Below are 23,770 nucleotides of genomic sequence, written 5' to 3'. Positions count from 1 at the left end.
GCCGTGCTGGCTGCGCTGCCCAATCCACGCCAGAGCATTTCGCTGTTCGGCAGCTTCTTCCTCAGCAATCGCGGTTTCGTGGTTCCCAAGCCGGTCGGCAATCCCGGCTTTGAGCCTTTCATGGCCGCCATCGTGCTGGCGGTGATCGCCTCGTTGCTGCTGCAGCGCTATGCCCGCCAGCAGCTGTTCGACCACGGCCGGATGATCCGGGTCTGGCCCTATGTGCTGGGGATGCTGATCGGGCTGCCGCTGCTCACTTCGTTGCTGTTCGGCGCGCCGGTCACGTTCGAAATTCCCGAGCTCAAGGGATTCAATTTCGCCGGCGGCTCGCGCGTCATTCCGGAATTCGTGGCGCTGGCCCTGGCGCTGTCGACGTATACCGCGGCCTTCATCGCCGAGATCGTGCGCGCCGGCATCCAGTCGGTGCACAAGGGACAGATGGAAGCAGGCTCATCGCTCGGGCTGCAGCGCGGTTCGACGCTGCGGCTGATCGTGGTGCCGCAGGCCATGCGGGTGATCCTGCCGCCGCTCACCAACCAGTATCTCAATCTCACCAAGAACTCGTCGCTGGCGGTGGCGATCGGATATCCCGACCTCGTCTCGGTTTTCGCGGGCACAGCGCTGAGCCAGACCGGGCAGGCGATCGAGATCATCGCCCTTACCATGGGCGTCTATCTGCTGATCTCGCTGGTCACCAGTGCGATCATGAGCTTCTACGGATGGCGGCTTGGCCGGAGCCTCGGGCCATGAGGAGCGTCGGGCCATGAGCGAGATGGAGAGCGAACTCTCGACCCGGGCCTTCGTTCGCCGGGAACTCGTTGCCGAACGCGCGGCGCCGATCAAGACCACCGGCTTTGTCGGCTTTCTGCGCACCCGGCTGTTCAATTCGCCGACCAACGTCCTGCTTACCATCGGCGGCATCCTGCTGCTGTGGTTCACGGTCGTTCCCTCGGTGAAATTCCTGCTGATCGACGCCGTCTGGACCGGCAAGGACCGCACCGCCTGTCTTGCGGAGACCGTCGGGCGGCCGGTCGGCGCGTGCTGGCCGTTCATCCAGGCGAAGTTCAGCCAGTTCATCTACGGCTTTTATCCGGAGGCGGAGCGCTGGCGGGTCGACCTGACCTTCGTGCTCGCCGCGGTGCTGCTGTTGCCGCTGCTGATTCCGCGGCTGCCGGCCAAGGGGCTCAATGCCGGGCTGTTCTTCATTGCGCTTCCGGTCGTCGCCTTCTTCCTGCTTTATGGCGGCGGGTTGGAAGGGTTCGGCGTCAGCTGGGCGGCCGCCTTGTTGTCGGGGTTCAACGACAGTATCGGCGGTGGTGGCGACACTCTCGCGACGTTCAGCCAGACCATTCCGGTGATCGGATCGTTGCTCTGGTTGCTCGGCAAACTCCTCGTCTGGCTCAGCCTCGCCGTTTCCTTCGTGCTGTGGCCACTGACCTGGCTGCGCGACCAGATTCAGACCTCCGCCAGTCCGGTCTGGACCGACTTTGCCGTCACCGCCGTGATGGTTTCGCTGCTGCTGTTCTTCCTGAGCGGCGGCTTCCGAACCGGCTGGCGCGCGCTGATAGTCAGCCTGGCGATCTTCGCCAGCGTGGGCATCGTGATATCGGTGATGGGCCTCGACCGCGGCGGATTGCCGGTCGTCGATACCAGGCTATGGGGCGGTCTGCTGGTAACGCTGGTGGTGTCAGTCGTCGGTATTGTGGCCTCGATGCCGGTCGGAATCGCCCTGGCGCTGGGACGGCGCTCGACGATCCCGTTGATCCGGATTTTCTCGATCGCGTTCATCGAGTTCTGGCGCGGGGTGCCGCTGATCACGGTGCTGTTCTTCGCGACCTACATGCTGCCGCTGTTCGTGCCGGCGGGTTTCACCATCGACGGATTGATGCGCGCACTGATCGGCATCGCGCTGTTTGCCGGGGCGTATCAGGCCGAAGTGATCAGGGGGGGCCTGCAGGCCATCCCGCGCGGGCAGGTCGAGGCGGCCAACGCGCTCGGCCTGTCCTGGGGCAAGACCACCGGGCTGATCGTGATGCCGCAGGCGCTGCGCCACGTCATCCCCGGCCTGGTCAACAGCTTCATCGCACTGTTCAAGGACACGTCGCTGGTATCCATCGTCGCGCTGTTCGACCTGCTGGGACAGTTGCGGGCCGCCTTCGCCGACCCGGTATGGTCGACGCCAACGACGCTGTTCACGGGCTTCGCCTTCACCGGCCTGATCTACTTTGCCTTCTGCTTTGGAATGTCACGCTATTCGCTGTTCGTCGAGAACAGGCTCAATGCACACAGCCGTAACTGAGTAATCACATGACTGCGAATTCGATCGTCACCATCGACGGCCTCAACAAATGGTTCGGCGATTTCCACGTGCTGCGCGACATCCATCTCGATGTCGCCAAGGGCGAACGCATCGTGATCTGCGGCCCGTCGGGCTCGGGCAAATCGACCCTGATCCGCTGCATCAATGCGCTGGAGGAATTCCAGGAAGGTCAGATCGTCGTCGACGGCATCGAACTCGGGCCGAACCTGCGGCGCGTCGACGAGGTCCGGCGCGAGGTCGGCATGGTGTTCCAGAGCTTCAATTTGTTTCCGCATCTAACCGTGCTGGAGAACTGCACGCTGGCGCCGATCTGGGTGCGCAACATCCCGAAAAAGGACGCCGAAGCCGCCGCGATGAAATATCTCGAACGGGTCAAGATCCCGCATCAGGCCAACAAGTTCCCCGGCCAGATGTCCGGCGGCCAGCAGCAGCGCGTCGCCATCGCGCGCGCCCTGACCATGAGCCCGAAGGTCATGCTGTTCGACGAGCCGACCTCGGCGCTCGACCCCGAAATGGTCAAGGAAGTGCTCGACACCATGGTCGACCTCGCCGAGGAGGGCATGACCATGCTGGTGGTAACCCACGAAATGGGATTTGCCAGGGAGGTGGCCAACCGCATCGTCTTCATGGACGCCGGGCAGATCATCGAGTCCAACACGCCGGTGGAGTTCTTCGCCAATCCGCAGCACGCGCGGACGAAACTGTTCTTGAGTCAGATCTTGCGGGGATAGTCGCCCGTCATTGCGAGCGCAGCGAAGCAATCTATCGTGTCGCGCGCACGATGGATGGTGTCGTCGATTCGGCCTCGCAATGACCGCTCAGGCGTGCGTGCCGCTCACGCCTTCTCGAACGGCACTTCGATCTGGCTGCGCTTCTCCAGCCACGCCGGCACCGGCAGGTTCTTCGAACGCATGAATTCCGGGTTGAACAGCTTGGACTGGTAACGCCCGCCGGAATCGCACAATATCGTCACGATGGTCTTGCCGGGCCCAAGTTGCCTGGCGAGACGGATGGCGCCGGCGACGTTGACTCCGGTGGAGCCGCCGAGGCACAGCCCCTCGTGTTCGAGCAGGTCGTAGATCATCGGCACCCATTCTTCATCGGGAATGAGAAAGGCGGTGTCCACCCTGGCGGTTTCGATGACGGGCGTGACACGTCCAAGGCCGATGCCTTCGCTGATCGATCCCCCCGGCGTCGACCTGGCGACGCCGTTGTTGAACAACTCGAACATCGCCGCGCCGTGCGGATCGGCGCAGGCGATGGTAATATCCTCGTTCTTCTCCTTCAGGTAGCGGCTGACGCCGGCGATCGTGCCGCCGGTGCCGACCGAGCAGATGAAGCCATCGATCCTGCCGCCGGTCTGTTGCCATATCTCGGGGCCGGTCGAATCGTAATGCGCCTTGGCGTTATCCAGATTGTTCCATTGATCGGCGAACAGCACGCCGTTCGGCTCGGTCTGGCGCAGTCGGGCGGCCAGCCGCTTGCCGACATGCTGATAATTGTTGGGATTGCTGTAGGGCAGCGCCGGCACTTCGATCAACTCCGCGCCGCACAGCCGCAGCATGTCCTTCTTTTCCTGGCTCTGGGTTTCCGGAATCAGGATCAGCGTCCGGTAGCCGCGTGCGCTCGCCACCACGGCCAGACCGATGCCGGTGTTGCCCGCAGTTGCCTCCACCACGAGGCCGCCGGGTTTGAGATCGCCGCGCTTCTCCGCTTCCAGGATCATCCATTTGCCGGCGCGGTCCTTGACCGACTGGCCGGGATTCATGAACTCGGCCTTGCCGAGGATAGTGCAGCCGGTCGCCTCCGAGGCGTGCTTCAGCTTGATCAGCGGCGTGTTGCCGATCGCCTGAACGACGTCGTTATTGATGGTCATGATCCGAGAATTGCCAGTTGTTTCCTCACCGGAAATGACCCTAAAGGACCGCTGCCGGAGGCACAAGCTGACGCAGGCCATGCTGGCGCGGGTGCGCCATGCATCGAAATCACACTGCCGGCCGGACCCCACATGGCATAAAATTGCCGGAAAACATCTTTGGGAAGAAAGCTGCTCCATCGATGAGCAGGCGGCACCGCGACCGCCGCTCTGCGACCTTCAGTCACGTCGTTCGATTCGATAAAGCCCGACGTTCAGGACGCCGATTTCGAAGCCGAGGCGGCAGTAAGCCAGATAATATTCCCACATCCGCTTGAAGCGAAGATCGAAGCCGAGCGCGCTGATGGACGGCCAGGCTTCCAGAAACCGGCGATGCCATTCGGCAAGGGTAAGCGCATAGCTGTCGCCAAAGAACTCCGAGGAAGCCAGCCGCAATCCCGCATTCCCGATCTGTTGCTCGAGAATCGCCGTGGTGGGAAGCATTCCGCCCGGGAAGATGTAGCGCTGAATGAACTCCGGTCGCCGGCGGTAGCTTTCGAAACGGCTCTGGTCGATCGTGATCACCTGCAGCACGGCCGCGCCCTTTGGATTGAGCCTTTGTCGCAGATTCGCGAAGAACGTCGGCCAATAGGCCTCGCCGACGGCTTCCAGCATTTCGATCGATACCACGCGATCATAGGTGCCGCCGACGTCGCGATAATCTTGCAGCCGGAGATCGGATTGACCGGCAAAACCCCGCCGCGCCAATTGCTGTTGCGCATGGGCGAGCTGTTCGGTGGATAGCGTCAAGCCGGTGACATGGCTGCCGGTGCGCTCGATGATGCGCTCGGCAAGCCCGCCCCAGCCGCAGCCGATCTCGAGAATACGTTCGCCACCGCCGAGCCCCAGCAGGTCTATCACGCGATCGAGCTTGGCGCGTTGTGCATCCTCGAGGCGCTCGCCCGGCGACGAATAGAGCGCCGACGAATAGGTCATGCTGGGATCGAGCCACAATCGGTAGAATTCGTTTCCGAGATCATAGTGAGCCGCGATGTTGCGGCGGCTGCCGCGCCTGGTATTGCGGTTCAACGCGTGGCGAAATTTTGTCAAAGGTTGAGGCGGCTTCAAGCCTTCGAACGATATTGCATCGTTGGAACGGCGCCCCGCGGCGCTCAGGAACGAGTAGATATCGGGCGTCGACCACTCGCCGCCCAGATATCCCTCGGCGAAACCGAGATCGCCGCCGGTCAATAGGCGCATCATGCATTTCCAGCTGTGGATCGTCACCTGGGCCTGTTCTCCCGATCGCTTGCCGCCGATCAGGATGCGCCGTCCGCCGGGCGTCTGCAGCAGGATCTCGTCGCAGTCGATCTTGCGGAGCATACGCTGCATGAAGGAGGTGAGCAGGGCAGGTGAGGTCGGCGTCCCCGAAAGGTCGAGCGACCCGGGCGCGGCTTGGTGGCTCTCAGATGACATGCGGATCGATCCGGTTCGACGTGTTGATGACGGGGGTGGTGTGGTGCACCGGCGCGGCGGGTCTGGTGCGCAACCGGATTCCCTTCAGCCAGAGGCGCAGTGCCTCCCAATGGATCGCCAGCGTGACTTTTGCGGTGATCAGCGGAATTTTGAGGAAGATCAGCAACAGTTCTCGATCGCTCAACTCCCGGCGGTGTCCGGCGAGGCTGGCGTGGAGGACGGGTTCACCGGCCCGGCTGGCGCGGATGCCGAGCGTGACACGCCCGGTGGGTTCGGTCAGCCGAAAGTCGTAAACCAGATCCATATCCATGAACGGAGATACGTAGAACGCCTTGCGGCAGTTTTGCCGGATCTCGTCGGGTTCGGTCTCGATGGCGGCCACGTAGGAGTGGCGTTCGCCGAATGTGTTGTGAACCTCGTAGATGATCGCGGCGAGTTCCCCCTGGGGTCGGTGGCAGTAGTAGATGCTGATCGGATTGAAACTGTAGCCGAGCGTTCGCGGCATGCAGAGCAGGCGGATGGCGCCGCCCGCAATGTCGATTCCCGATTCCGACAGCAGCCGTTCGGTCTGAATGCGCAGCGGTGTGGCGCTGCCGTCGCCCAGGTCTGTCTCGTGCAAGGCGAACAGATTGAAGCGGTTGTGCGAGAACAGCCGCAGCCGCGCCGTCAGGGCCGGCAGTTCATCGAGGTCGATCAACAGCCAGAAGGCGCGATAGCGAAATTGATGCACCCTGGGCCGCAGCCGCCGGTGGGTCACCGCGCCGATATAAAGGGCGGATCGGCACATCATCGCTGCAGTTCCGGGATTGCGGTGCGCGCAGCCTCGGGTCCGAGCACGATGCGTCCGGACTCGTTTGGCACCGTCCACGGCCGCCGCAACCCGCCGAGCTGTTCGGCGACCGCGAGGCCCGCCTGCAATCCGTCTTCATGGAATCCGGCACCGAAATGAGCGCCGCAGAACCACACATTTCCTCTTCCCTGCAACGACCACAGCCGGCGCTGCGCCGATATCGCGGCGGCATCGAAAATCGGGTGATGGTAGAGTTCGCTGTGATGCAGCGTCCCGGCGCGCGGCGGACGCGGCGGATTGAGCGTGAGAAACAGCGGCGAATGATCGGGAATGTCTTGCAGCCGGTTCATCCAGTAGGTGACGCCGACGCTGTCGGCGGATCGATCGCGCGAGCCGGTATAGTTCCAGCTCGACCACGCCGCACGTCGCTTCGGCATGAAGCCCGGGTCCGAGTGAAGCACCGCAAGGTTGCGGCTGTAGCGGAACGCGCCGAGCAGGGCGGTCTCCTCCGCAGTCGGTTCGGCGAGTGCCGACAAGGCCTGATCGGCGTGGGTGGCCATGACGACATGGTCGTAGCGGGTCGATCCGCCGCGCGAGTCCGTCACGATGACGCCCTCCGCGGTTCGCTGCACGCTGACGACGCCGGTATTGAGCCTGATCCGGTCGGCAAAGGGCTGAATGAGTTGCTGCACATAAACGGTGCTTCCGCCGGACACGGTTTCCCAGGCGGGCCGCCGCGTAAGCTGCAGCAGGCCGTGATTGCGCTGGAAGCGAATGAAGGTCGCGACCGGGAATGACAGGATTTCGCGCGCCGGGGCAGACCAGATGGCGCTTGCCATCGGCAACAGGTGATCGTCACGGAACGCCGCGCCATAGCCGCCGGCCACGAGATAATCGCCGAGGCTGACGGTTTCGTCCTTTAACAGGTCCGCATCCCGCGTCGCCTGCCGATAGAACTTCACGAGGTCGCGCAGCATCGACCAGAAGCGCGGACGGATCAGGTTTTGCGGCTGTGCGAGCAGGCCCCGCAGGCCGGTGCCGGAATATTCGAGATCGCCGTCACGCAGCGACACGGCAAGCGACATGTCGGAGATCTGCGTGGGAACCCCGAGGTACCCGAACATCGCGGAGAGATTGGGATAGGCGGGGCGATTGAAGACGATAAACCCGGTATCGACCGGAATATTGAGCGCGCCGACGCGCGCAACGACGGTGTTCGAATGGCCGCCGATCCGCTCGGCCTGCTCGTAGACCGTCACATCGTGGCGCTGGCTCAGCAGCCAGGCTGCGGACAGGCCGGAAATTCCGGTTCCAACCACCGCCACCTTCAATCGGTTACCATCCCGCACCAGATCCACTCCATCGGTTCAGACCGCCCAGCGGCCAGCTCGACACATCATTCAAAACGAACCGCATGTGGATTTGGATCACCGCCGGGTGATCCAAACCCGGCAACCCTGCGTTTCGTCGGTATGCAAACGCTGGCGCGACATCTCCCTCCGAACGGCGCTCTGGCCAGCGCCACGGCGATCCGGTACTCACGACGGGTACGTGGAGGCGGATCGGAGCGTTCTGGCGGCATGGTGAAAGAGACACCCAACAGCGCGGCGTCGGACGCTGCGAGGTGGGCCGCCCTGATCGAGGCCGTGGCGAAGCGTGAGGATCGCGAGGCGTTCGCGACGCTGTTCGAATATTTTGGACCGCGAATCAAGGCCTTCATGCGGCGCTCCGGCGCGAGCGAGCAAGGCGCCGATGAATTGGCGCAGGAAGCGCTGCTTGCGGTCTGGTCGAAGGCCAGGCTGTTCGATCCCGGCAGCGTCGGTGCCTCGGCCTGGATATTCACGATCGCCCGTAATCTGCGCATCGACGGCCTCCGCCGTGAAAAGCGAGCCGGCAGGGATCATACGGTCGAGATCGACCCCGAGTTTCATGTCGATGAAGGCCCGCAGCCGGATGCCATCCTGGCCGGGTCACAGCTTGAATCGAGGGTCCGCAATGCCATGACCCTGCTGTCGAGGGATCAACTGCGGGTGATCGAGTTGTCCTTCTTCGACGACAAGGCTCATGCGGAAATTGCGCAGACGCTTCAGATCCCGCTCGGAACGGTGAAATCGCGACTGCGGCTGGCGATGAATCGGTTGCGCGGATTGTTGGGTGACTTCTCATGACGATCCATCATCATCCCCCGGAGGATCTGCTGGCGGCGTTTGCGGCGGGCTTGCTCGATCTGGGCCAGCACGTGGCTATCGCAACGCACCTTGTCGGTTGTCCGCGCTGTCGCGATACGGTGCGGACGATGGAGCATGTCGGCGGCGCCCTGCTGACCGGCCTGCCGCCGACAGCAATGTCCGGCGACGCGCTGGCCATGATCAAGGCGCGACTGGACGGGATCGTTCCTGCCGTCGCATCGCCGCCACGACGTGCCACGGGACTTTCCGACGTCCCTGGTCTGCCGAAGTTCGTGCGCGAATACCCCGCCGGTCCATGGAAGTGGATCGCGCCGAAGGTGCATATGCGACCTATCGAGCTGCCCGAAGCGAGCGAAACCCGGGTTTTTCTGCTGAAATCCCGGCCAGGCACGAAAATGATCGAGCACACCCACACCGGGTTCGAAATGAGCTGCGTGCTGTCGGGAAGCTTTGTTCATGCCGGCGGGCATTTCGGGCCGGGCGATTTCGATCTCGGCGACGGCGCGGACGATCACGAGATCATGATCGATTCCGCGGATGACTGCATCTGCCTGATCGCCATGCAGGGCGATCTCAAACTGAATGGCATGATCGGCCGCTTGCTCCAGCCGCTGATCCGGATGTGATTTCACAAGCCGCTGCGGCAAGCCGGCGCCCGACGGAGAACCAGCTATGAGTCTGCTCCATCTGGCTTTGCTTGCTGCGGTGATGGGAATAGCATTGTCAGCGATAATGGCTGTCGCCTGGCAGGTGCAGCGCACCACCGGCCATACCGGCTGGATCGACGTCTGCTGGACCTTTGGGACCGGCCTCGTCGCAGCGCTCGGCAGCCTGGCGCCTTTCCAGGCTGGTCACCCGGGCGCGCGCCAGATCATGGTCGCGGCGCTGATAGCGCTCTGGTCGATGCGGCTCGGCGGGCACATTCTGCTGCGCACCCGGGAAGTCGGTGACGATCCGCGCTACCGGGACCTCATCCGGCAATGGGGCGCCAACGCTGATCTGCGGATGTTCCTGCAATTGCAGTCGCAGGCGGCAGTCGGCTTGATCCTGGCGGTGTCGGTAGCGCTCGCGGCGAACAATACACGTCCCGGTCTCGGCTTGCAGGATTTTCTTGGATTTGCCCTTCTGGTCGGCGCACTGGCCGGCGAGGCGGTGTCGGATTGGCAATTGCGACAGTTCAAATCCGACCCCGCCAATCGCGGGCGGATCTGCGAGGATGGACTCTGGAGCCTGTCGCGCCACCCGAACTACTTCTTCGAATGGCTCTGCTGGCTCGCCTATCCGCTGATCGCGATCGATCTGTCGGGGGCCAACCCGCTTGGCTGGATCTCGCTACTGGCACCCGCCTGCATGTACTGGGTGCTGGTGCATGTTTCCGGCATTCCGCCGCTGGAAGCCCACATGTTGCGAACACGCGGCGATCAGTTCCGCGCCGTTCAGGCCCGCACGCGGGCATTCTTTCCGTTCCCCAAGGGATGATCAGGAAGGGATGATCAGGTTCGCAGGTCAGACCGCGAACTTGACCGTCACCCAGTAGCCGGCCGCCGCGGCGATGGCACCAAGCAGCGTTCCCCAGCCCGCGTCGATGACGGTGAGCTGCGTGGTCCAGTTCCGCAGTGTCGCCTGGTTCGTCAGGTCGTAGGTGATGTAAGTGAAGAACCCGAACAGCGCACCGCCGAGCACCGCCTGGGCAAGGCTTCCGGATTTCAGCGCCGGAAGGATGGCGAAATAGACCAGCCCGACCGGGTAGATCAGATAGAACGCGATTCCGGCCGGCAGGTTGACGGTCGCCAGCATGATATCGCCCAGCGTTGGACGATAGAGGCGGCTCGCCATGGTTCCGAGCCAGGCCATGTCGACGAGCACGAAAACCACCAAGGTCGACAAGTAAGCGGTGATATAAATCATGAGAATTGCCCAATGCTGGACCAACGCCGCAGCGACATCGATCGGATCCGGTGAACGCAGCACTGTAACGACGAAAATCGCCGTCTGGATCACGGGCGGAATCCGGATGTCGGGGACCTGATCGGGAGCCTGGACATCAATTCGAGCGCCGCGACCGTCGCGCGACATGAAATCTTGGTAAGGCTGCGGCGTCTTCCGGTCGCGTCGAAACTTCAAAAACCCTTGTATCAAGGGCCTAAGTGGGCGGTTTTCGTCCGCCGTGGACAGCAACAGCGCCGGGATAACGGGTGGAACAGGACTGTCCGCCCGGTCATCGCCCGGCTAGGATGACAACCGGGTTTTCAAGGGAAATATCACAGCGGTGACCGTGTCGCAGGCCGTCTCCACGAGCGTCAGAAGCGAATCGGCAGGGTGTGCCTCGCATCGTTGGATGCCGGGTGCTGCGCCCGGTGGAGGGCGGACGTGAGCCAGCGCGCCGAGGTGGCCGTGGACGGCCTGCCTGCGCCCATCCCGAGCGGAACTCGCGTCGCACGATGGCTGGCCGCGCTGTGCATGGTGGTCAGTTCCGCGGGCTGTATTCTCACCAAGGATCTGCCCGACCCCGCGCTGGATATCCCCGAGGGCTACAAGGCCGCGCGACTGACCCGCGCTGACGCGCCGCCGACGCTGGACTGGTGGCGCGGCTTCCGTTCGCCGGAACTGACCGGACTGATGGAGGAGGCGCAGACCGTCAATCTGGACATCGCGGCGGCCACCGCGCGCTTCATCCAGGCGGACGCCCAGGCGCGCGTGGCCGGTGCCGCGCTGTTGCCGAGCCTCAGCGGCACCGGTCAGCAGACCTATTCCCGCAGTTCCGGTTCCAGTTCCAGCGGACTGACCAATGGCGGCCGCGAAGTCGTCAACTACCAGTCCTCGCTCAGCGCCAGCTACGAGCTCGATTTCTGGGGCAAGAACCGCGACGCCGCCCAGGCGGCGGAGGAAACCGCCATCGCCACCCGCTTCGATCGCGACGTGGTGGCGCTCACCGCGCTGGTCAGCGTCGCCAATGCCTACTTCCAGGTGCTCGCGGCGCAGGACCGGATTCGCACCGCCGAGCGCAACATCGCCAGCGCGCGGCGCATCCTCGACGCCATCAGGCAGCGCCTGAGCGCCGGCACCGGGACCGACCTCGACGTCGCGCAGCAGGAAGCCGTATTGGCCAATCAGCGCGCCGCGGTGCCGACCCTGCGCCAGACGCTGGCGCAGAACGTCAACGCCTTGGCCACGCTGGTGGCGCGGCCGCCGGAAAGCGTGCGCGTCACCGGCGGCACGCTCAACCGGATCGCGTCGCCGCGCGTCACGCCGGGCCTGCCGTCGGAACTGCTGACGCAGCGCCCGGATATCCGGCGCCAGGAAGCGCAGCTCGCCGCCGCCACCGCCAATGTCGGCAGCGCCCGCGCGCAGTTCTTTCCCTCGATCCAGCTGACCGGGTCGGGTGGCTATCAGAGTTCGTCGCTGGCGGCGCTGTTCCAGCCGCAGGCGGCGTTCTTCAACGTCGTCGGCAGCCTGACGCAACCGATCTTCGACGGCGGAAGAATCCTGGGCAATTTCGAATTCACCAAGGCGCAACAGGATGAACTGCTGCAGGCCTACCGCAAGACGGTGGTGCAGTCGTTTGCCGACGTCGACAACGCGCTGGTCGCGATTCGCGAAACCACGATCCGGCTGCGGCTGCAGCGCGAGGTGGTCGCGGCCTCGCGACGGGCCTTTGAGCTGGCCGAGCAGCAGCTGCGCGCCGGCACGGCGGACATCGTTACTGTCCTGAATACGCAATTGACGTTATTCCAGGCGGAAGATTCGCTGTCGCAGGCCCAACTGGCCCGACTGCTCGCGATCGTCAGCCTGTATCAGGCGCTGGGGGGCGGCTGGGAGCCGAGGATGGAAAGACCGGTCGATGCTCTTTAAGCCGGAGTCGGACACTGCAAAGACCACCGGCAACAGCGTCGCGCGCAGCGCCGGCCGCCGCATGGTTTCGATCACGCTGACGCTCGTGATCCTCGGCGGCCTGGGCTACGTCGGCTGGGCAGCGCTGCAGCAAAAGCCGACAGCCGGCCGCGGCGGCATGCCGCGCGATCTGCCGGTGCCGGTACTGGCGGCGACCGCGCGCGTCCAGGATGTGCCGGTCTATCTCGACGGCGTCGGCTCGGTCCGCGCGCTCAACAACGTGGTGGTGCGCGCCCAGGTCGACGGCAAGCTGCTCTCGGTCAATTTCACCGAGGGGCAGGACGTCAGGAAGGGCGACGTGCTCGGCGAAATCGACCCCGTGATCTACAAGGCGCAGTACGATCAGGCCGTCGCCAAGAAGGCGCAGGATGAAGCCCAGCTTGCGAATATGCGGCTCGACCTCGAGCGCTATCAGCAGCTCGCCGCCTCCAATGCCGGCTCCAAGCAGCAGGCCGACACCCAGCGCGCCGTGGTGGCGCAGCAGGAGGCGCTGGTCGCCGCCGACCAGGCCGCGATCGACAATGCGCAGGCCATGCTCGGCTACACCAAAATCATCGCGCCATTGTCGGGCCGCGCCGGGCTGCGGCAGGTCGATCAGGGCAACATCATCCGGGCTTCCGATGCGACCGGTCTCGTCATCATCACCCAGTTGCAGCCGATCGCCGTGCAGTTCAGCCTGCCGCAGCAACAGATCGTGCGGGTCAACGCCGCATCCGCCAGGGGCGCGCTGGCCGTCGATGTGTTCGGCAATGACGGCGTCACGGTGGTCGACACCGGGACACTGAAAGGCATCGACAACCAGGTCGATCCGACCACCGGCACGCTCAAGCTCAAGGCCGAATTTCCCAACGCCAACTTCCAGCTGTGGCCGGGCCAGTTCGTCAATATCAGGCTGAAGGTCGAGACTCTCCCCAAGGCATTGGTGGTGCCGACCTCCGCGGTGCAGCGCGGCCCGGTCGGGACCTTCAGCTACGTGATCGGCGAGGGGAATGTCGTCACGGCGAAACCGGTCGTGGTGACCCAGCAGAATGAAACCGAAGCGGTGATAGCGAGCGGCTTGTCGGCTTCCGATCGCGTGGTGACCACCGGTTTCGCCAATCTGTCCGATGGCGCCAAGGTGATCATCGGCAAGGAGGGTTCCGTTCCATCGGCTGATCTCGCCCCGCGCAAGCGCAGCCGGGGCCCGGACGCGAAAGGCAAGGACGGCGCCGGCGAGCGCCCCGGCAAGAAGGGCGAGGGCGATCAAAAGGGTCAGACCGGACCGGCGCCGGCAGAGGGGAGCGTCAAGTCGGGCAGCGGAGCGAAGTCGCCGCCATGACCGAACCATCGACCGATTGAATGTGTGACTTCGCAAGCGTGAGCGCGTACCCATGAGCGTCTCGGAACCCTTCATCCGCCGGCCGATCGCGACCTCGCTGCTCGGGGTAGCGCTGCTGATCGGCGGCGCGCTCGGCTACTGGGCGCTGCCGGTGTCGGCGCTGCCGCAAGTCGACTTCCCGACGGTGCAGGTGTCGACGCAATTGCCGGGCGCCAGCCCCGACGTGGTCGCCTCGCTGATCACCGCGCCGCTGGAACGCCAGCTCGGGCAGATCCCGTCGCTGACCTCGATGCAGTCGACCAGCTCGTTCGGCGTCAGCCAGATTTCGCTGCAGTTCGATCTCAAGCGTGACATCGACGGCGCGACCCAGGACGTGCAGGCCGCGATCAACGCCGCGGCCGGAATCCTGCCGAGAAATCTGCCGTATCCGCCCGTCTACGCCAAGGTGAATCCAGCCGACGCGCCGGTCATGACGCTGGCGCTGACCTCCGACACGATTTCGCTGCGCGCCATGAGCGATCTCGCGGACACCATTCTGGCGCAACGCTTGAGCCAGATCTCCGGTGTCGGGCGGGTCGCGGTGCTGGGCGGCCTGAAGCCCGCGGTGCGGGTGCAGGCCGATCTGGCGCGGCTCGCCGCCTATGGCATCTCGATGGAGGATCTGCGCAACGCGATCGCGGGCGCCAACGTCTCCGGTCCGAAGGGATCGCTCGACGGCGCGCAGCAGGCCTACACCATCGCCGCCAACGACCAGATCGCGGCGGCCGAGGCCTACAAGCCGATCATCATCGCCTATCGCAACGGCGCGCCGATCACCATCGGCGACGTCGCCGTCATCATCGACGGGCTGGAGAACAACCGCACCGGTGGCTGGTATCAGGGCACGCCGGCCGTCATCATCGACATCCAGCGACAGCCGGGCGCCAACGTCATCGAGGTGGTGCGCCAGATCCGTGCCGAAATTCCCAAGGTGCAGCGCGCGATGCCGGCCGGCGTCAACCTGACCGTGGTCGGCGACCGCACCGTCACCATCCGCGCCTCGGTGCACGATGTGCAGTTCACGCTGATCCTGAGCGTGGTGCTGGTGACGCTGGTGGTGCTCCTGTTCCTGCGCTCGCTGCGCGCCACGCTGATCGCCGGCGTGGCGCTGCCGCTGTCGCTTATCACCTCGTTCGGCGTGATGTATTTCGCGGGTTTCAGCCTCGATAATCTGTCGCTGATGGCGCTGACGATCGGCACCGGCTTCGTGGTCGACGACGCCATCGTGATGATCGAGAACATCGTCCGGCACATGGAGAACGGCGACTCCGCGATGGAGGCGTCGCTCAAGGGTGCAAAGGAGATCGGCTTTACGATCATTTCGCTGACGGTGTCGCTGATCGCGGTCTTCATCCCGATGCTGTTCATGGAGGGTTTGATCGGGCGCATGTTCAGCGAGTTTGCGCTGACGCTGACGATCGCGGTGGTGACGTCGGCGGTGGTCTCGCTGACGCTGACGCCGATGATGTGCTCGCGGCTGTTGAAGCACGTTCACGAGGAGTTCGAGGTTCCCGGACTTGCCGCTGTCTCTCGCGGCATCGACCGCATGATCGAGTTCTATCACCGCACGCTGCTGTGGGTGTTGCAGCGCCAGCGCGCCACCTTGCTGTTTACCTTCGTCACCATCGCCGCGACCCTGATCCTCTACGTCATCGCGCCCAAGGGCTTCCTGCCGCTGCAGGATACCGGATCGATCACGGCGGTGACGCAGGCCGGTCCCGACGTTTCGTTTGCGGAAATGCAGGCCCGGCAGGGCAGGGCGGCGGCGGCGATCCAGGCCGATCCCGACGTGACCGGCGTCGTCTCGGTGATCGGCGCGGGCTCGGTCAACCCGACTACCAATGTCGGCCGCCTGGTGATGACGCTGAAACCGCGCGGCGAGCGCCCCGACGATGTTTCCGCGGTGATCCTGCGCCTCAAGGAACGAACGGCGTCGATCCCGGGCATGACGATCTATTTTCAGCCGGTGCAGGATGTGCAGATCTCGACGCAGTCGAGCCGTTCGCAGTATCAATACACGCTGACCGGCACCGACGCGGCCCTTGTGAGCCTTTGGGCCAACAGGCTGGTGGCCGAACTGCGCAAGGATCCGCTGTTCCGCGACGTCTCCTCGGAGGCCCAGGATGGCGGTCTGCGCGCTTCGCTCGACATCAACCGGCAGCGCGCCGGCCAGCTCGGCGTCAGCATCCAGACCGTCAACGACACCCTGAACGACGCCTTTGCGCAACGCCAGATTTCCACTATCTACGGGCAGGCCAACCAGTACCGCGTAGTGCTGGAGGCGATGCCGATTTACCAGCGCGATCCCTCGATCCTCTCGAAGCTATATCTGCCGGGGGCGGGCGGCGCGCAGGTGCCGCTCTCGGCGGTGGCGACACTGACCCGCACCACCGCACCGCTGGCGATCACCCATCACGCGCAGTTTCCCGCCGTCTCTCTCAGTTTCAACCTGGCGCCGGGCGAAGCGCTCGGCGATGCCGTCAACGCCGTCAAATCGATCGAGCAGCGCATCGGCATGCCCGGCAGCATCGTCGGCCTGTTTGCCGGGGACGCCGCCGAATTTTCAAAGTCGCTGGCCGGACAACCCTGGCTGATCCTGGCCGCGATCGTCACCATCTATATCGTGCTCGGCGTGCTTTATGAGAGCTACATTCATCCGATCACGATTCTCTCGACGCTGCCGTCGGCGGGCATCGGCGCCATTCTCGCGCTTCTCCTGTTCGGGCAGGACCTGTCGGTGATCGGGCTGATCGGCATCATTCTCCTGATGGGCATCGTCAAGAAGAACGCCATCCTGATGATCGACTTCGCACTCGACGCGGAACGGAACGAGGGCATGTCGCCGACCGACGCAATCGTGCAGGCCTGCCTGCTCCGGTTCCGCCCGATCATGATGACGACGCTGGCCGCCCTGTTCGGCGCGTTGCCGCTGGCGGTGGAAAGCGGCACCGGCAGCGAGCTGCGTTTCCCGCTCGGCATTTCCATCATCGGCGGCTTGTTGCTGAGCCAGCTCCTGACGCTCTACACGACGCCGGTGATCTACCTCGCACTCGACCGGCTTAACCGACGGTTCGAGAAGGCGATGCCGCCCGCGCCGGAATTGCCGTCAAAGCCGGTCGCGGGAGCCACCGAGGGGATGCAATAATGGCATCGCTCTCGGAGCCGTTCATACGCCGGCCGGTCGGCACCCCCTTGCTGGCGATCGGGCTGTTTCTGGTCGGCATGGTCGCCTACGTGTTCCTGCCGGTGGCCGCGGTTCCCAATGTCGACTTCCCGATGATCCGGGTGTCGGCGTCGCGCCCGGGCGCCGATCCCTCGGTGATGGCGGCGACCGTGGCGGCGCCGCTGGAACGCCGGCTCGGCGAGATCGCCGGCATTACGCAGATTACCTCGACCAGCTCGCTGGGCACGGCGAGCATCCAGCTGCAATTCGCCATCGGCCGCGACATCGATCGCGCCGCCCGCGACGTGCAGGCCGCCATCAACGCCTCGCTGGCGGACCTGCCGACCGATCTGCCGTCCTTGCCACGCTTCCGCAAAGCCAATCCCGCGGCGGCGCCGGTGTTCGTGCTGGCGTTGACGTCGAAGACGATCGCCTCCAGCGCGATGTACGACGTGGCCGACACCGTGATCGCCCAGCGCATCTCGCAGGTGCCGGGGGTCGGCGAGGTGACCGTCAGCGGCGCCGACCAGCCCGCGGTGCGCATCGCGCTCAACCCGGTCGCGCTGTCCAATGCCGGCATTGCCACCGAGGATGTCAGGCTCGCGATCGTCGCCGCCAATCCGCTCGGACCGGTCGGAACCTTCGATGGCGACCGCCAGAGCGAGACCTTGTCGACCAACCCGCAGATGCGGACCGCCGCCGAATTCCGCGACATCCTGATCAAGAGTTCGAACGGCAACTACGTCCGGCTGTCCGACGTGGCCGAGGTCGAGGATTCCGTGCGCAACAGCCGCTCGATCGCCTGGTTCAACAAGCAACCGGCCGTGCTGATTCAAATCACCAAACAGGGCAACGCCAACGTCATCGACACCGTCGACAGGGTGAAGGCGCTGATCCCCGAACTGAAGCAATGGATTCCCGCCGGGGTCGAAATCTCGACGCTGGTCGATCGCACCGGAACCATCCGCGCCAGCGTGCTGGATATGGAGTGGACGCTGCTGGCCACCGCGTTCCTGGTCATGGTGGTGGTGTTCACCTTCCTGCGCCGGACCACGCCCACCATCGCCGCCGGAGTGTCAGTCCCGCTGGCGCTGGCCGGCACCTGCGCCGGGATGTGGCTCGCCGGCTTTTCCATCAACAACCTGACGCTGATGGCGCTGGTGATCTCGGTCGGCTTCGTGGTCGACGACGCCATCGTCATGATCGAGAACATGTACCGCAACCTCGAGCAGGGCATGAAGCCGTATTTGGCGGCACTCCTGGGCGCCAAACAGATCGGCTTCACGGTGCTGTCGATCAGCCTGTCCCTGATCGCCGCGTTCACCCCGCTGATCTTCATGGACGGGATCGTCGGCCGGCTGCTGCGGGAATTTTCCCTGACCCTGACCTTCGCCATCGTGGTTTCCACCGTGGTGTCGCTGACGGTCACGCCGATGATCTGCGCGCAGTACATCAGGACGGCGACCTCAACCCACGCGACCTGGTTCGACCGCGCCGTCGAAGGCACGCTTTCGCGCATCGTCGCTTTCTACATGCGGACGCTGCGGGTGGTGCTGGGCTTCCCGATCCTGACCCTGATGGTGTTCTTCGCCACCATCGCGTTGACGGTGGTGCTCTATATCAAGACCCCGAAGGGTTACTTCCCGGCCGACGATTCAGGCTTCGTGATCGGTTCGACCCGGGCCTCGGCCGACACCTCGTTCCAGGCGATGCTGAAGCTGCAGCAGCAGCTCGCCGATATCGTGATGGCCGATCCGGCCGTGGCGGGGATCGGGTCGATGCTGGGGGGAGGCGGCGGCCCCGGCGGCGGCGGCGCCAGTCGCGGCACCATGTTCATCAGCCTCAAGCCGCCGGAGCAGCGGTCGGGCCAGTCGACCCAGATGGTGATCGACCGGCTGCGCAAGGATCTCTACCGCGTCGCCGGCATCCGGCTGTTCATGTTCGCGGCACAGGACATTCGCGCCGGCGGCCGGCAGAGCGATTCCGATTTCCAGTACACCTTGACCAGTCCCGATCTCGCGCTGCTGCAGAAATGGGCGCCGATCGTCGGCAAGCGGATGGAGAGCGTCGAGGGCATCACCGATGTTTCGAGCGACCGCGATCCCGGCGGGTTGCAACTGACGTTGGCGATCGACCGCAAGGCCGCCTCCAGCCTCGGCGTCCGCGTCCAGGACATCGACAACGCGCTCAACAACGCGTTCTCGCAGCGCCAGATCTCGATCATCTATACCCAGCGCAACCAGTACATGGTGGTGCTGGAGATCGATCCGAAATTCCAGGCCGATCCTTCCAATCTCGAGCAGATATTCGTCGCCGGAGCCAATGGCGTGCAGGTGCCGCTGTCGGCCGTGGTGAGCACCAGCCGCGGACTGTCGCCGCTGGCGGTCTACCATTCGCAGTCGTTTCCCTCGACCACGGTGTCGTTCAACCTGCAGCCCGATGTGCCGCTGGAAGTCGCCACCACCAACATCCAGCGCGCGGTCGATGAATTGCACATGCCGGAGGGCATCCGGGGCAGTTTCGACGGCAATGCCGGCGATTTCAACCGGACCACCGGGCGGCAACCGCTGCTGATCCTCGGCGCGCTGGTGGCGATGTATATCGTGCTGGGGGTGCTCTATGAGAGCCTCGCCCATCCCCTGACCATTATCTCGACGCTGCCATCGGCCGGGCTGGGGGCGCTGCTGGCGCTGCAGGTGACCAATACGCCGCTCACCGTGATCGCCTTCGTCGGCATCATCCTGCTGATCGGCATCGTCAAGAAGAACGGCATCATGATGGTGGATTTTGCCCTCGACGCCGAGCGTCACCGCGGCCTGTCGTCGGCCGACGCCATCTTCGAGGCCTGCAGCGCCCGGTTCCGTCCCATTTTGATGACGACGCTGGCGGCTCTGTTCGCCGGCATTCCGCTTGTCATCGCCACCGGTCCGGGAACCGAGCTGCGCCGGCCGCTCGGCATCACCATCATCGGCGGGATGATGGTCTCCCAGATCCTGACGCTCTACACCACGCCGGTGATCTACCTGCTGATCGACCGGCTGCGGCGGCGCTGGCGATTCGAGCCCAAGGCGGTCGCCGCACCGGCGGAATAGCGCCGGACCGGCCTTTGCGTTGTTGAAGCGCGCGCCCGGCAAGCGTATAGCGGGCCCATGTCAAAACACCCCGAGCCTGAATTGGCCGCCGCCGCGGAGGCGGTGCCGGACTGTCCGCAGTGCCAGAAGCCGCTGCCGCTGTGCATCTGCGACAGCATCACGCCGATCGAGAACAAGGTGCAGCTCCTGATCCTGCAGCATCCGCAGGAGCAGGACAGGCTGCTGGGCACCGCGCGGCTAACGGCGCTGCATTTTCCGAACGCGGTGCTCAGGATCGGGCTGTCGTGGCCGAGCCTGTCCAAGGCGCTGGGGCGCCGGGTGCTCGACCCCTCGCGCTGGGCGGTGCTTTATCTCGGCTCCGCCAAGGTCGCCGAGATCGAAACCGACCGCGATATCGTCGCCATCGACCACAAGGGCAGGGCCGAGGAAAACCAGCGCGCCATCTTGAAGGATATCGAGGGCATCGTGCTGCTCGACGGCACCTGGAGCCAGGCCAAGGCGCTGTGGTGGCGCAATGCTTGGATGCTGAAATGCCAGCGCGTCATCCTCGGCCCGGCGCAGCCGTCGCGCTACGGCAAGCTGCGCAAGGAGCCGCGCGGCGATGGCCTGTCCACCATCGAGGCGGCGGCGATGCTGCTATCCGGCCTCGAGAAGCGCCCCGATATCGCCGAAACGCTGCATGCCAGTTTCGAGCGGATGCTGGCGCGGTATCGGGAGGTGCAGGACACCATGCCGGAGATCGCGCCCAAGCCCAAAAAGAAAGACTACCGCCGGCGCAAACGGGCCTGAACCAGGCATTGCCGGGCAAAGCCGCATCATCCGGGGGATGAGACCTCTCGGTTGCCTATCCCGGGCAGGCCGTATATGAGTTCGCCCCCAATGGGGCCACGTGGCGGAGTGGTTACGCAACGGTCTGCAAAACCGTGTACACCAGTTCAATTCTGGTCGTGGCCTCCACCTCACCTATCTGATTTTTATAGAAAATTTTCCTTGCTCTGGACCGCTGCCGGATTGTGCGGCGACGGCCGTTTCGTGCCGTCTCCCGCAGGACCGTTTCCGCCCCCGGGCGTCCCGGAGGGATGAGTCGAGCGCATGATGGTGATGACACACGTTCTAATTGCGGTCGGCAATGCTTTGCCTGATATTGCCGTCTCTCGCGTTGTGCGTTCGTTTGGATTTCCATGAACCTTCGCGAAAAGTGAGACGCCGCATGCGAGCTTTCCTTTTCTGGTTTCTTGCCATCAACTTCGGATTCGCCGGCGCAGCCGGCGGAAATCCCGCGGCGCAATTCGAGTACAAAGGTCTGTGTGAAGCGTCAGGCGCGGCTGCGCTGGATGACCACCACTTCGCTGTCGCGAGCGACGAGACGAATGTCATTCTCGTTTACAGACGCGGCAGCACCGACGCCGTGGGGAGGCTTGACGTTGAACCGTTCACCACATTCGACAAGTCGGATATTGAAGCCGCTGCCCGGATTGGTTCGCGTATCTATTGGATCAGCTCTCACTCCTTCAACAAATCCGGGGTCGATCGCGCAAAGCGAAAGTTGCTGTTTGCGACCGATATCATCGCCGGATCCGGTGCGCCGAAACTCAGGGAGGCGGGTAGTCCCTTTACTGGTTTGCGCGATGCCTTGACGGGTGCGGCAGGCGTTTCAGCAGCAAAACTCAATATCGAGGGATTGGCAGCGACCGAAAGCGGCGGCCTTCTGATTGCTCTTCGCGGCCCGCTGGTTAACAACGAGGCCGTCGTGGTGCCATTCGAGAACCCTGCTGACGTCATCAACGGTTCGGCAACGCCGCGCTTTGGCCAGGTCATCCGGCTAAAGCTCGACGGTTTGGGCATCAGGAGCATTGACAGGGTTGGGAGCGGGAACCGGCGCTATCTGCTGTCGGCCGGTCCCGAGAAGGACGGCGAGGGGCCGTTCAGGTTGTTCTGGTGGTCCGGCCGCGCCGACGATCTCGAGCCAAGCGAGGTCAAGGACATCGACATTGCAGGCATCAAACCGGAGGCGCTGATATCGTTTGATAGTCCCGCAGGAATCTACGCGTTGAGCGATGACGACGACATCTGCAGCGACGAGGGACCGGTCGCCCAGCGAAGGTTTCGCGTCAAGGAACTTATCATTCCGTAACAACCCTGGTCGTGGCCTCCGTCAATGCAATCAACGGTTTGCGTCGACTATCTCAGAGCCCGGTGAAAGTCGTGCGGACTTCAGCAGGCGGCGTACCAGCCGTCCGGAAACGGCACCAGCGGCCAGGCCATCTGGTTGTCATTGGCGGCTTTCGGCGGCTGTTCAAACAGCGGAAGCTCGGCCAGGAAGTCTTCCTGCTGCGCGGGTTCAATCGCCATCCTGACGCTCTCCAGCAATCGGTTGTATTCAACTTCGCTCATGGCGCTCTCCCTCGTTCGAGAGCGCACCATCTCAAAAGTGTTTGCGTTCCAGATTGAACGGATTGCTCAAATTGTATCGATCGAGCGATCGCGGCCGTCTTGGTTACTGATGTCTTAAGGTCCCGCGGGCAACCTAGGCGGTTCCGCCCGCGGCCCCTTGTGAGGAAAATCACATTTCGCTGAAAAAATTTGCCGTACCTCGAAATGATCACGGCTTTGGCGAGCCGTCAACGAGGGAGAGCGGCAATGCGCGCGAGATTTGCACGAACCTGGGCCAAAACGAGCCGGGCCAATATTGCCGGTGCGGTCGGCGTCCTCATGGCGGTATCGGCGTCGCAATCGGCGTCAGCCGCTTTGGCGACGCCGGAGCAGCGCAAGGCCTGCACCCCGGACGTCTATCGCCTCTGTGCGGGCGAGATCCCCAACGTCCGCGCCATCACCAACTGCCTGCGCCGGCAGAAGGCGAGCCTCAGCGAGGCGTGCCGGGCGGTGTTCGAGCAGTGAGGGATTTGATGCGTGGCGTCTGAAGTTGCCGACGTGTTGGTCGCTCGAAGCGACGCGTCGGTCTTGTAACAGATCGAAGCTGTTTGGCTCCCCGGGCTGGATTCGAACCAGCGACCATTCGATTAACAGTCGAATGCTCTACCGCTGAGCTACCGAGGAACAGGCGAAACAATCGTTCGCAAGCCGGCTGCGTATAACAAAGCCTTCCCGGCTTGCAAAGGACGAAATAGCCCGCTCCAACGCGACATCAAGCAGGTTGCGAAACTGCCTGCGGCACAACGATTTATTGTCGTTGCGGCGCTACCGGCGTCTGGCCCTTGGCTTTCTGACCTCGGCATTCCCCGGGGATCAGCCGCCAGAAGGGCCCTTTCGTCGGGGGATCATTGAGGAACCGGACCTGAGTGGTGATTCGATACCAGATGTCCTGACCATCCTGCAAAACCGGCGCCGTCGATCGTTCCAAGCGATCTTCCGGCGCTGAGCGACGATGAACGCCTGTCCCGGCTGGCCCGGGCCATCGCCGAGCCCGATTCCGACCATTTCCGCGAGGTAGCACGGCGGAGAGGGCGGCTCGCGGTGCATCGAGTAGGAGGATGTCGGGCAACGAGAGGCGAGGCGGCGTCCCGCTTCCCTTGGGCGCCCGCGCCATGTTGCGTTTTGGCGGTCCTTGTTCCAAAGATGGCGCGGTTTCGCTCCTGCGGGCTCCGTCCGCACCGCATGCAAGGTTCGCTCATGTCCG

Annotated in this window: 19 protein-coding genes and 2 tRNA genes; 14 read left to right on the top strand and 7 right to left on the bottom strand. The window is 64.0% G+C overall.

The genetic code is table 11. From position 1 onward, the window contains the following. The 3 genes from Q8R73_RS01255 to Q8R73_RS01245 all read left to right on the top strand — a co-directional run. A partial coding sequence (locus Q8R73_RS01255) for an amino acid ABC transporter permease (RefSeq protein ID WP_305717734.1) occupies positions 1-750 on the top strand: 750 nt, incomplete at its 5' end. A gap of 13 nt (positions 751-763) precedes the next feature. Beyond that, a complete protein-coding gene (locus Q8R73_RS01250) occupies positions 764-2,299 on the top strand; it encodes an amino acid ABC transporter permease (RefSeq protein ID WP_305717733.1) in 1,536 nt (511 codons plus the stop codon). An 8-nt stretch (positions 2,300-2,307) separates the two neighbouring features. Continuing rightward, positions 2,308-3,051, top strand: a complete 744-nt coding sequence (locus tag Q8R73_RS01245; protein WP_305717732.1) for an amino acid ABC transporter ATP-binding protein — start codon at positions 2,308-2,310, stop codon at positions 3,049-3,051. A 104-nt stretch (positions 3,052-3,155) separates the two neighbouring features. Here the strand turns inward: Q8R73_RS01245 and Q8R73_RS01240 are convergent, their stop codons facing one another. The 4 genes from Q8R73_RS01240 to Q8R73_RS01225 form a co-directional block, all read right to left on the bottom strand. Further along, positions 3,156-4,196 carry a cysteine synthase A gene (locus tag Q8R73_RS01240; RefSeq protein ID WP_305717731.1) on the bottom strand — a complete coding sequence of 347 codons (1,041 nt, stop codon included), beginning with the start codon at positions 4,194-4,196 and terminating at the stop codon, positions 3,156-3,158. Positions 4,197-4,415: 219 nt separating this feature from the next. Then, positions 4,416-5,651 carry a cyclopropane-fatty-acyl-phospholipid synthase family protein gene (locus tag Q8R73_RS01235; RefSeq protein WP_305717730.1) on the bottom strand — a complete coding sequence of 412 codons (1,236 nt, stop codon included), beginning with the start codon at positions 5,649-5,651 and terminating at the stop codon, positions 4,416-4,418. Next, positions 5,641-6,441: a DUF1365 domain-containing protein gene (locus Q8R73_RS01230; RefSeq protein ID WP_305717729.1), complete on the bottom strand. Its 801-nt coding sequence runs from the start codon at positions 6,439-6,441 to the stop codon at positions 5,641-5,643. Before Q8R73_RS01230 ends, Q8R73_RS01235 begins: the two co-directional genes overlap by 11 nt. Then, the gene (locus tag Q8R73_RS01225) at positions 6,438-7,772 is read right to left on the bottom strand and encodes an NAD(P)/FAD-dependent oxidoreductase (RefSeq protein WP_305717728.1); all 1,335 of its coding nucleotides are present in this window, start codon (positions 7,770-7,772) and stop codon (positions 6,438-6,440) included. The genes Q8R73_RS01230 and Q8R73_RS01225 overlap by 4 nt, the downstream gene beginning before the upstream one ends. On the opposite strand from Q8R73_RS01225, the gene Q8R73_RS01220 reads away from it, so the two are divergent. The 3 genes from Q8R73_RS01220 to Q8R73_RS01210 are packed head-to-tail and all read left to right on the top strand — an operon-like array spanning position 7,662 to position 10,109. Further along, a complete protein-coding gene (locus Q8R73_RS01220) occupies positions 7,662-8,609 on the top strand; it encodes a sigma-70 family RNA polymerase sigma factor (protein ID WP_305717727.1) in 948 nt (315 codons plus the stop codon). The two genes, Q8R73_RS01225 and Q8R73_RS01220, sit on opposite strands and share 111 nt — an antisense overlap. Further along, entirely contained in the window at positions 8,606-9,256 is a 651-nt protein-coding gene (locus Q8R73_RS01215; protein WP_305717726.1) for a ChrR family anti-sigma-E factor, read from the top strand. The genes Q8R73_RS01220 and Q8R73_RS01215 overlap by 4 nt, the downstream gene beginning before the upstream one ends. Positions 9,257-9,302: 46 nt before the next feature. Continuing rightward, positions 9,303-10,109 carry a DUF1295 domain-containing protein gene (locus tag Q8R73_RS01210; RefSeq protein WP_305717725.1) on the top strand — a complete coding sequence of 269 codons (807 nt, stop codon included), beginning with the start codon at positions 9,303-9,305 and terminating at the stop codon, positions 10,107-10,109. A 27-nt stretch (positions 10,110-10,136) separates the two neighbouring features. On the opposite strand, the gene Q8R73_RS26005 is transcribed toward Q8R73_RS01210, so the two are convergent. Next, entirely contained in the window at positions 10,137-10,808 is a 672-nt protein-coding gene (locus Q8R73_RS26005; RefSeq protein WP_371125999.1) for a DUF2177 family protein, read from the bottom strand. Between the two features lie 282 nt (positions 10,809-11,090). On the opposite strand from Q8R73_RS26005, the gene Q8R73_RS01200 reads away from it, so the two are divergent. The 7 genes from Q8R73_RS01200 to Q8R73_RS01170 all read left to right on the top strand — a co-directional run bounded on the left by Q8R73_RS01200 (position 11,091) and on the right by Q8R73_RS01170 (position 22,267). Continuing rightward, on the top strand, positions 11,091-12,482 hold the full coding sequence (locus Q8R73_RS01200) for an efflux transporter outer membrane subunit (RefSeq protein WP_305717735.1): 1,392 nt from the start codon (positions 11,091-11,093) through the stop codon (positions 12,480-12,482). Next, positions 12,472-13,839 (top strand): efflux RND transporter periplasmic adaptor subunit, encoded by a 1,368-nt coding sequence (locus tag Q8R73_RS01195; RefSeq protein ID WP_305717724.1) that lies wholly within the window; start codon positions 12,472-12,474, stop codon positions 13,837-13,839. Before Q8R73_RS01200 ends, Q8R73_RS01195 begins: the two co-directional genes overlap by 11 nt. A 52-nt stretch (positions 13,840-13,891) precedes the next feature. Continuing rightward, a complete protein-coding gene (locus tag Q8R73_RS01190; protein WP_305717723.1) occupies positions 13,892-17,023 on the top strand; it encodes an efflux RND transporter permease subunit in 3,132 nt (1,043 codons plus the stop codon). Then, on the top strand, positions 17,023-20,133 hold the full coding sequence (locus Q8R73_RS01185) for an efflux RND transporter permease subunit (protein ID WP_305717722.1): 3,111 nt from the start codon (positions 17,023-17,025) through the stop codon (positions 20,131-20,133). The genes Q8R73_RS01190 and Q8R73_RS01185 overlap by 1 nt, the downstream gene beginning before the upstream one ends. A gap of 57 nt (positions 20,134-20,190) precedes the next feature. Continuing rightward, positions 20,191-20,922 carry a tRNA-uridine aminocarboxypropyltransferase gene (locus tag Q8R73_RS01180; protein ID WP_305717721.1) on the top strand — a complete coding sequence of 244 codons (732 nt, stop codon included), beginning with the start codon at positions 20,191-20,193 and terminating at the stop codon, positions 20,920-20,922. 94 nt (positions 20,923-21,016) lie between these two features. After that, positions 21,017-21,090 (top strand) — tRNA-Cys (locus Q8R73_RS01175). 253 nt (positions 21,091-21,343) lie between these two features. Then, positions 21,344-22,267: a DUF3616 domain-containing protein gene (locus Q8R73_RS01170; RefSeq protein ID WP_305717720.1), complete on the top strand. Its 924-nt coding sequence runs from the start codon at positions 21,344-21,346 to the stop codon at positions 22,265-22,267. An 80-nt stretch (positions 22,268-22,347) separates the two neighbouring features. Here Q8R73_RS01170 and Q8R73_RS01165 read toward each other — a convergent pair whose 3' ends face one another. Next, positions 22,348-22,527, bottom strand: coding sequence for a hypothetical protein (locus tag Q8R73_RS01165; protein WP_305717719.1), 180 nt, complete (start codon positions 22,525-22,527; stop codon positions 22,348-22,350). Positions 22,528-22,773: 246 nt separating this feature from the next. Here Q8R73_RS01165 and Q8R73_RS01160 point away from each other — a divergent pair, with 246 nt between their 5' ends. Further along, a complete protein-coding gene (locus tag Q8R73_RS01160) occupies positions 22,774-23,031 on the top strand; it encodes a hypothetical protein (RefSeq protein ID WP_305717718.1) in 258 nt (85 codons plus the stop codon). Between the two features lie 84 nt (positions 23,032-23,115). Here Q8R73_RS01160 and Q8R73_RS01155 read toward each other — a convergent pair. Next, positions 23,116-23,190, bottom strand: a tRNA-Asn gene (locus Q8R73_RS01155). Positions 23,191-23,770: the final 580 nt, after the last annotated feature.

This window comes from Bradyrhizobium sp. (assembly GCF_030697065.1).
GTDB lineage: Bacteria > Pseudomonadota > Alphaproteobacteria > Rhizobiales > Xanthobacteraceae > Bradyrhizobium.
Note: the sequence above shows the minus strand (reverse complement) of the source record. Positions and strands in the feature narration are given on the sequence as shown.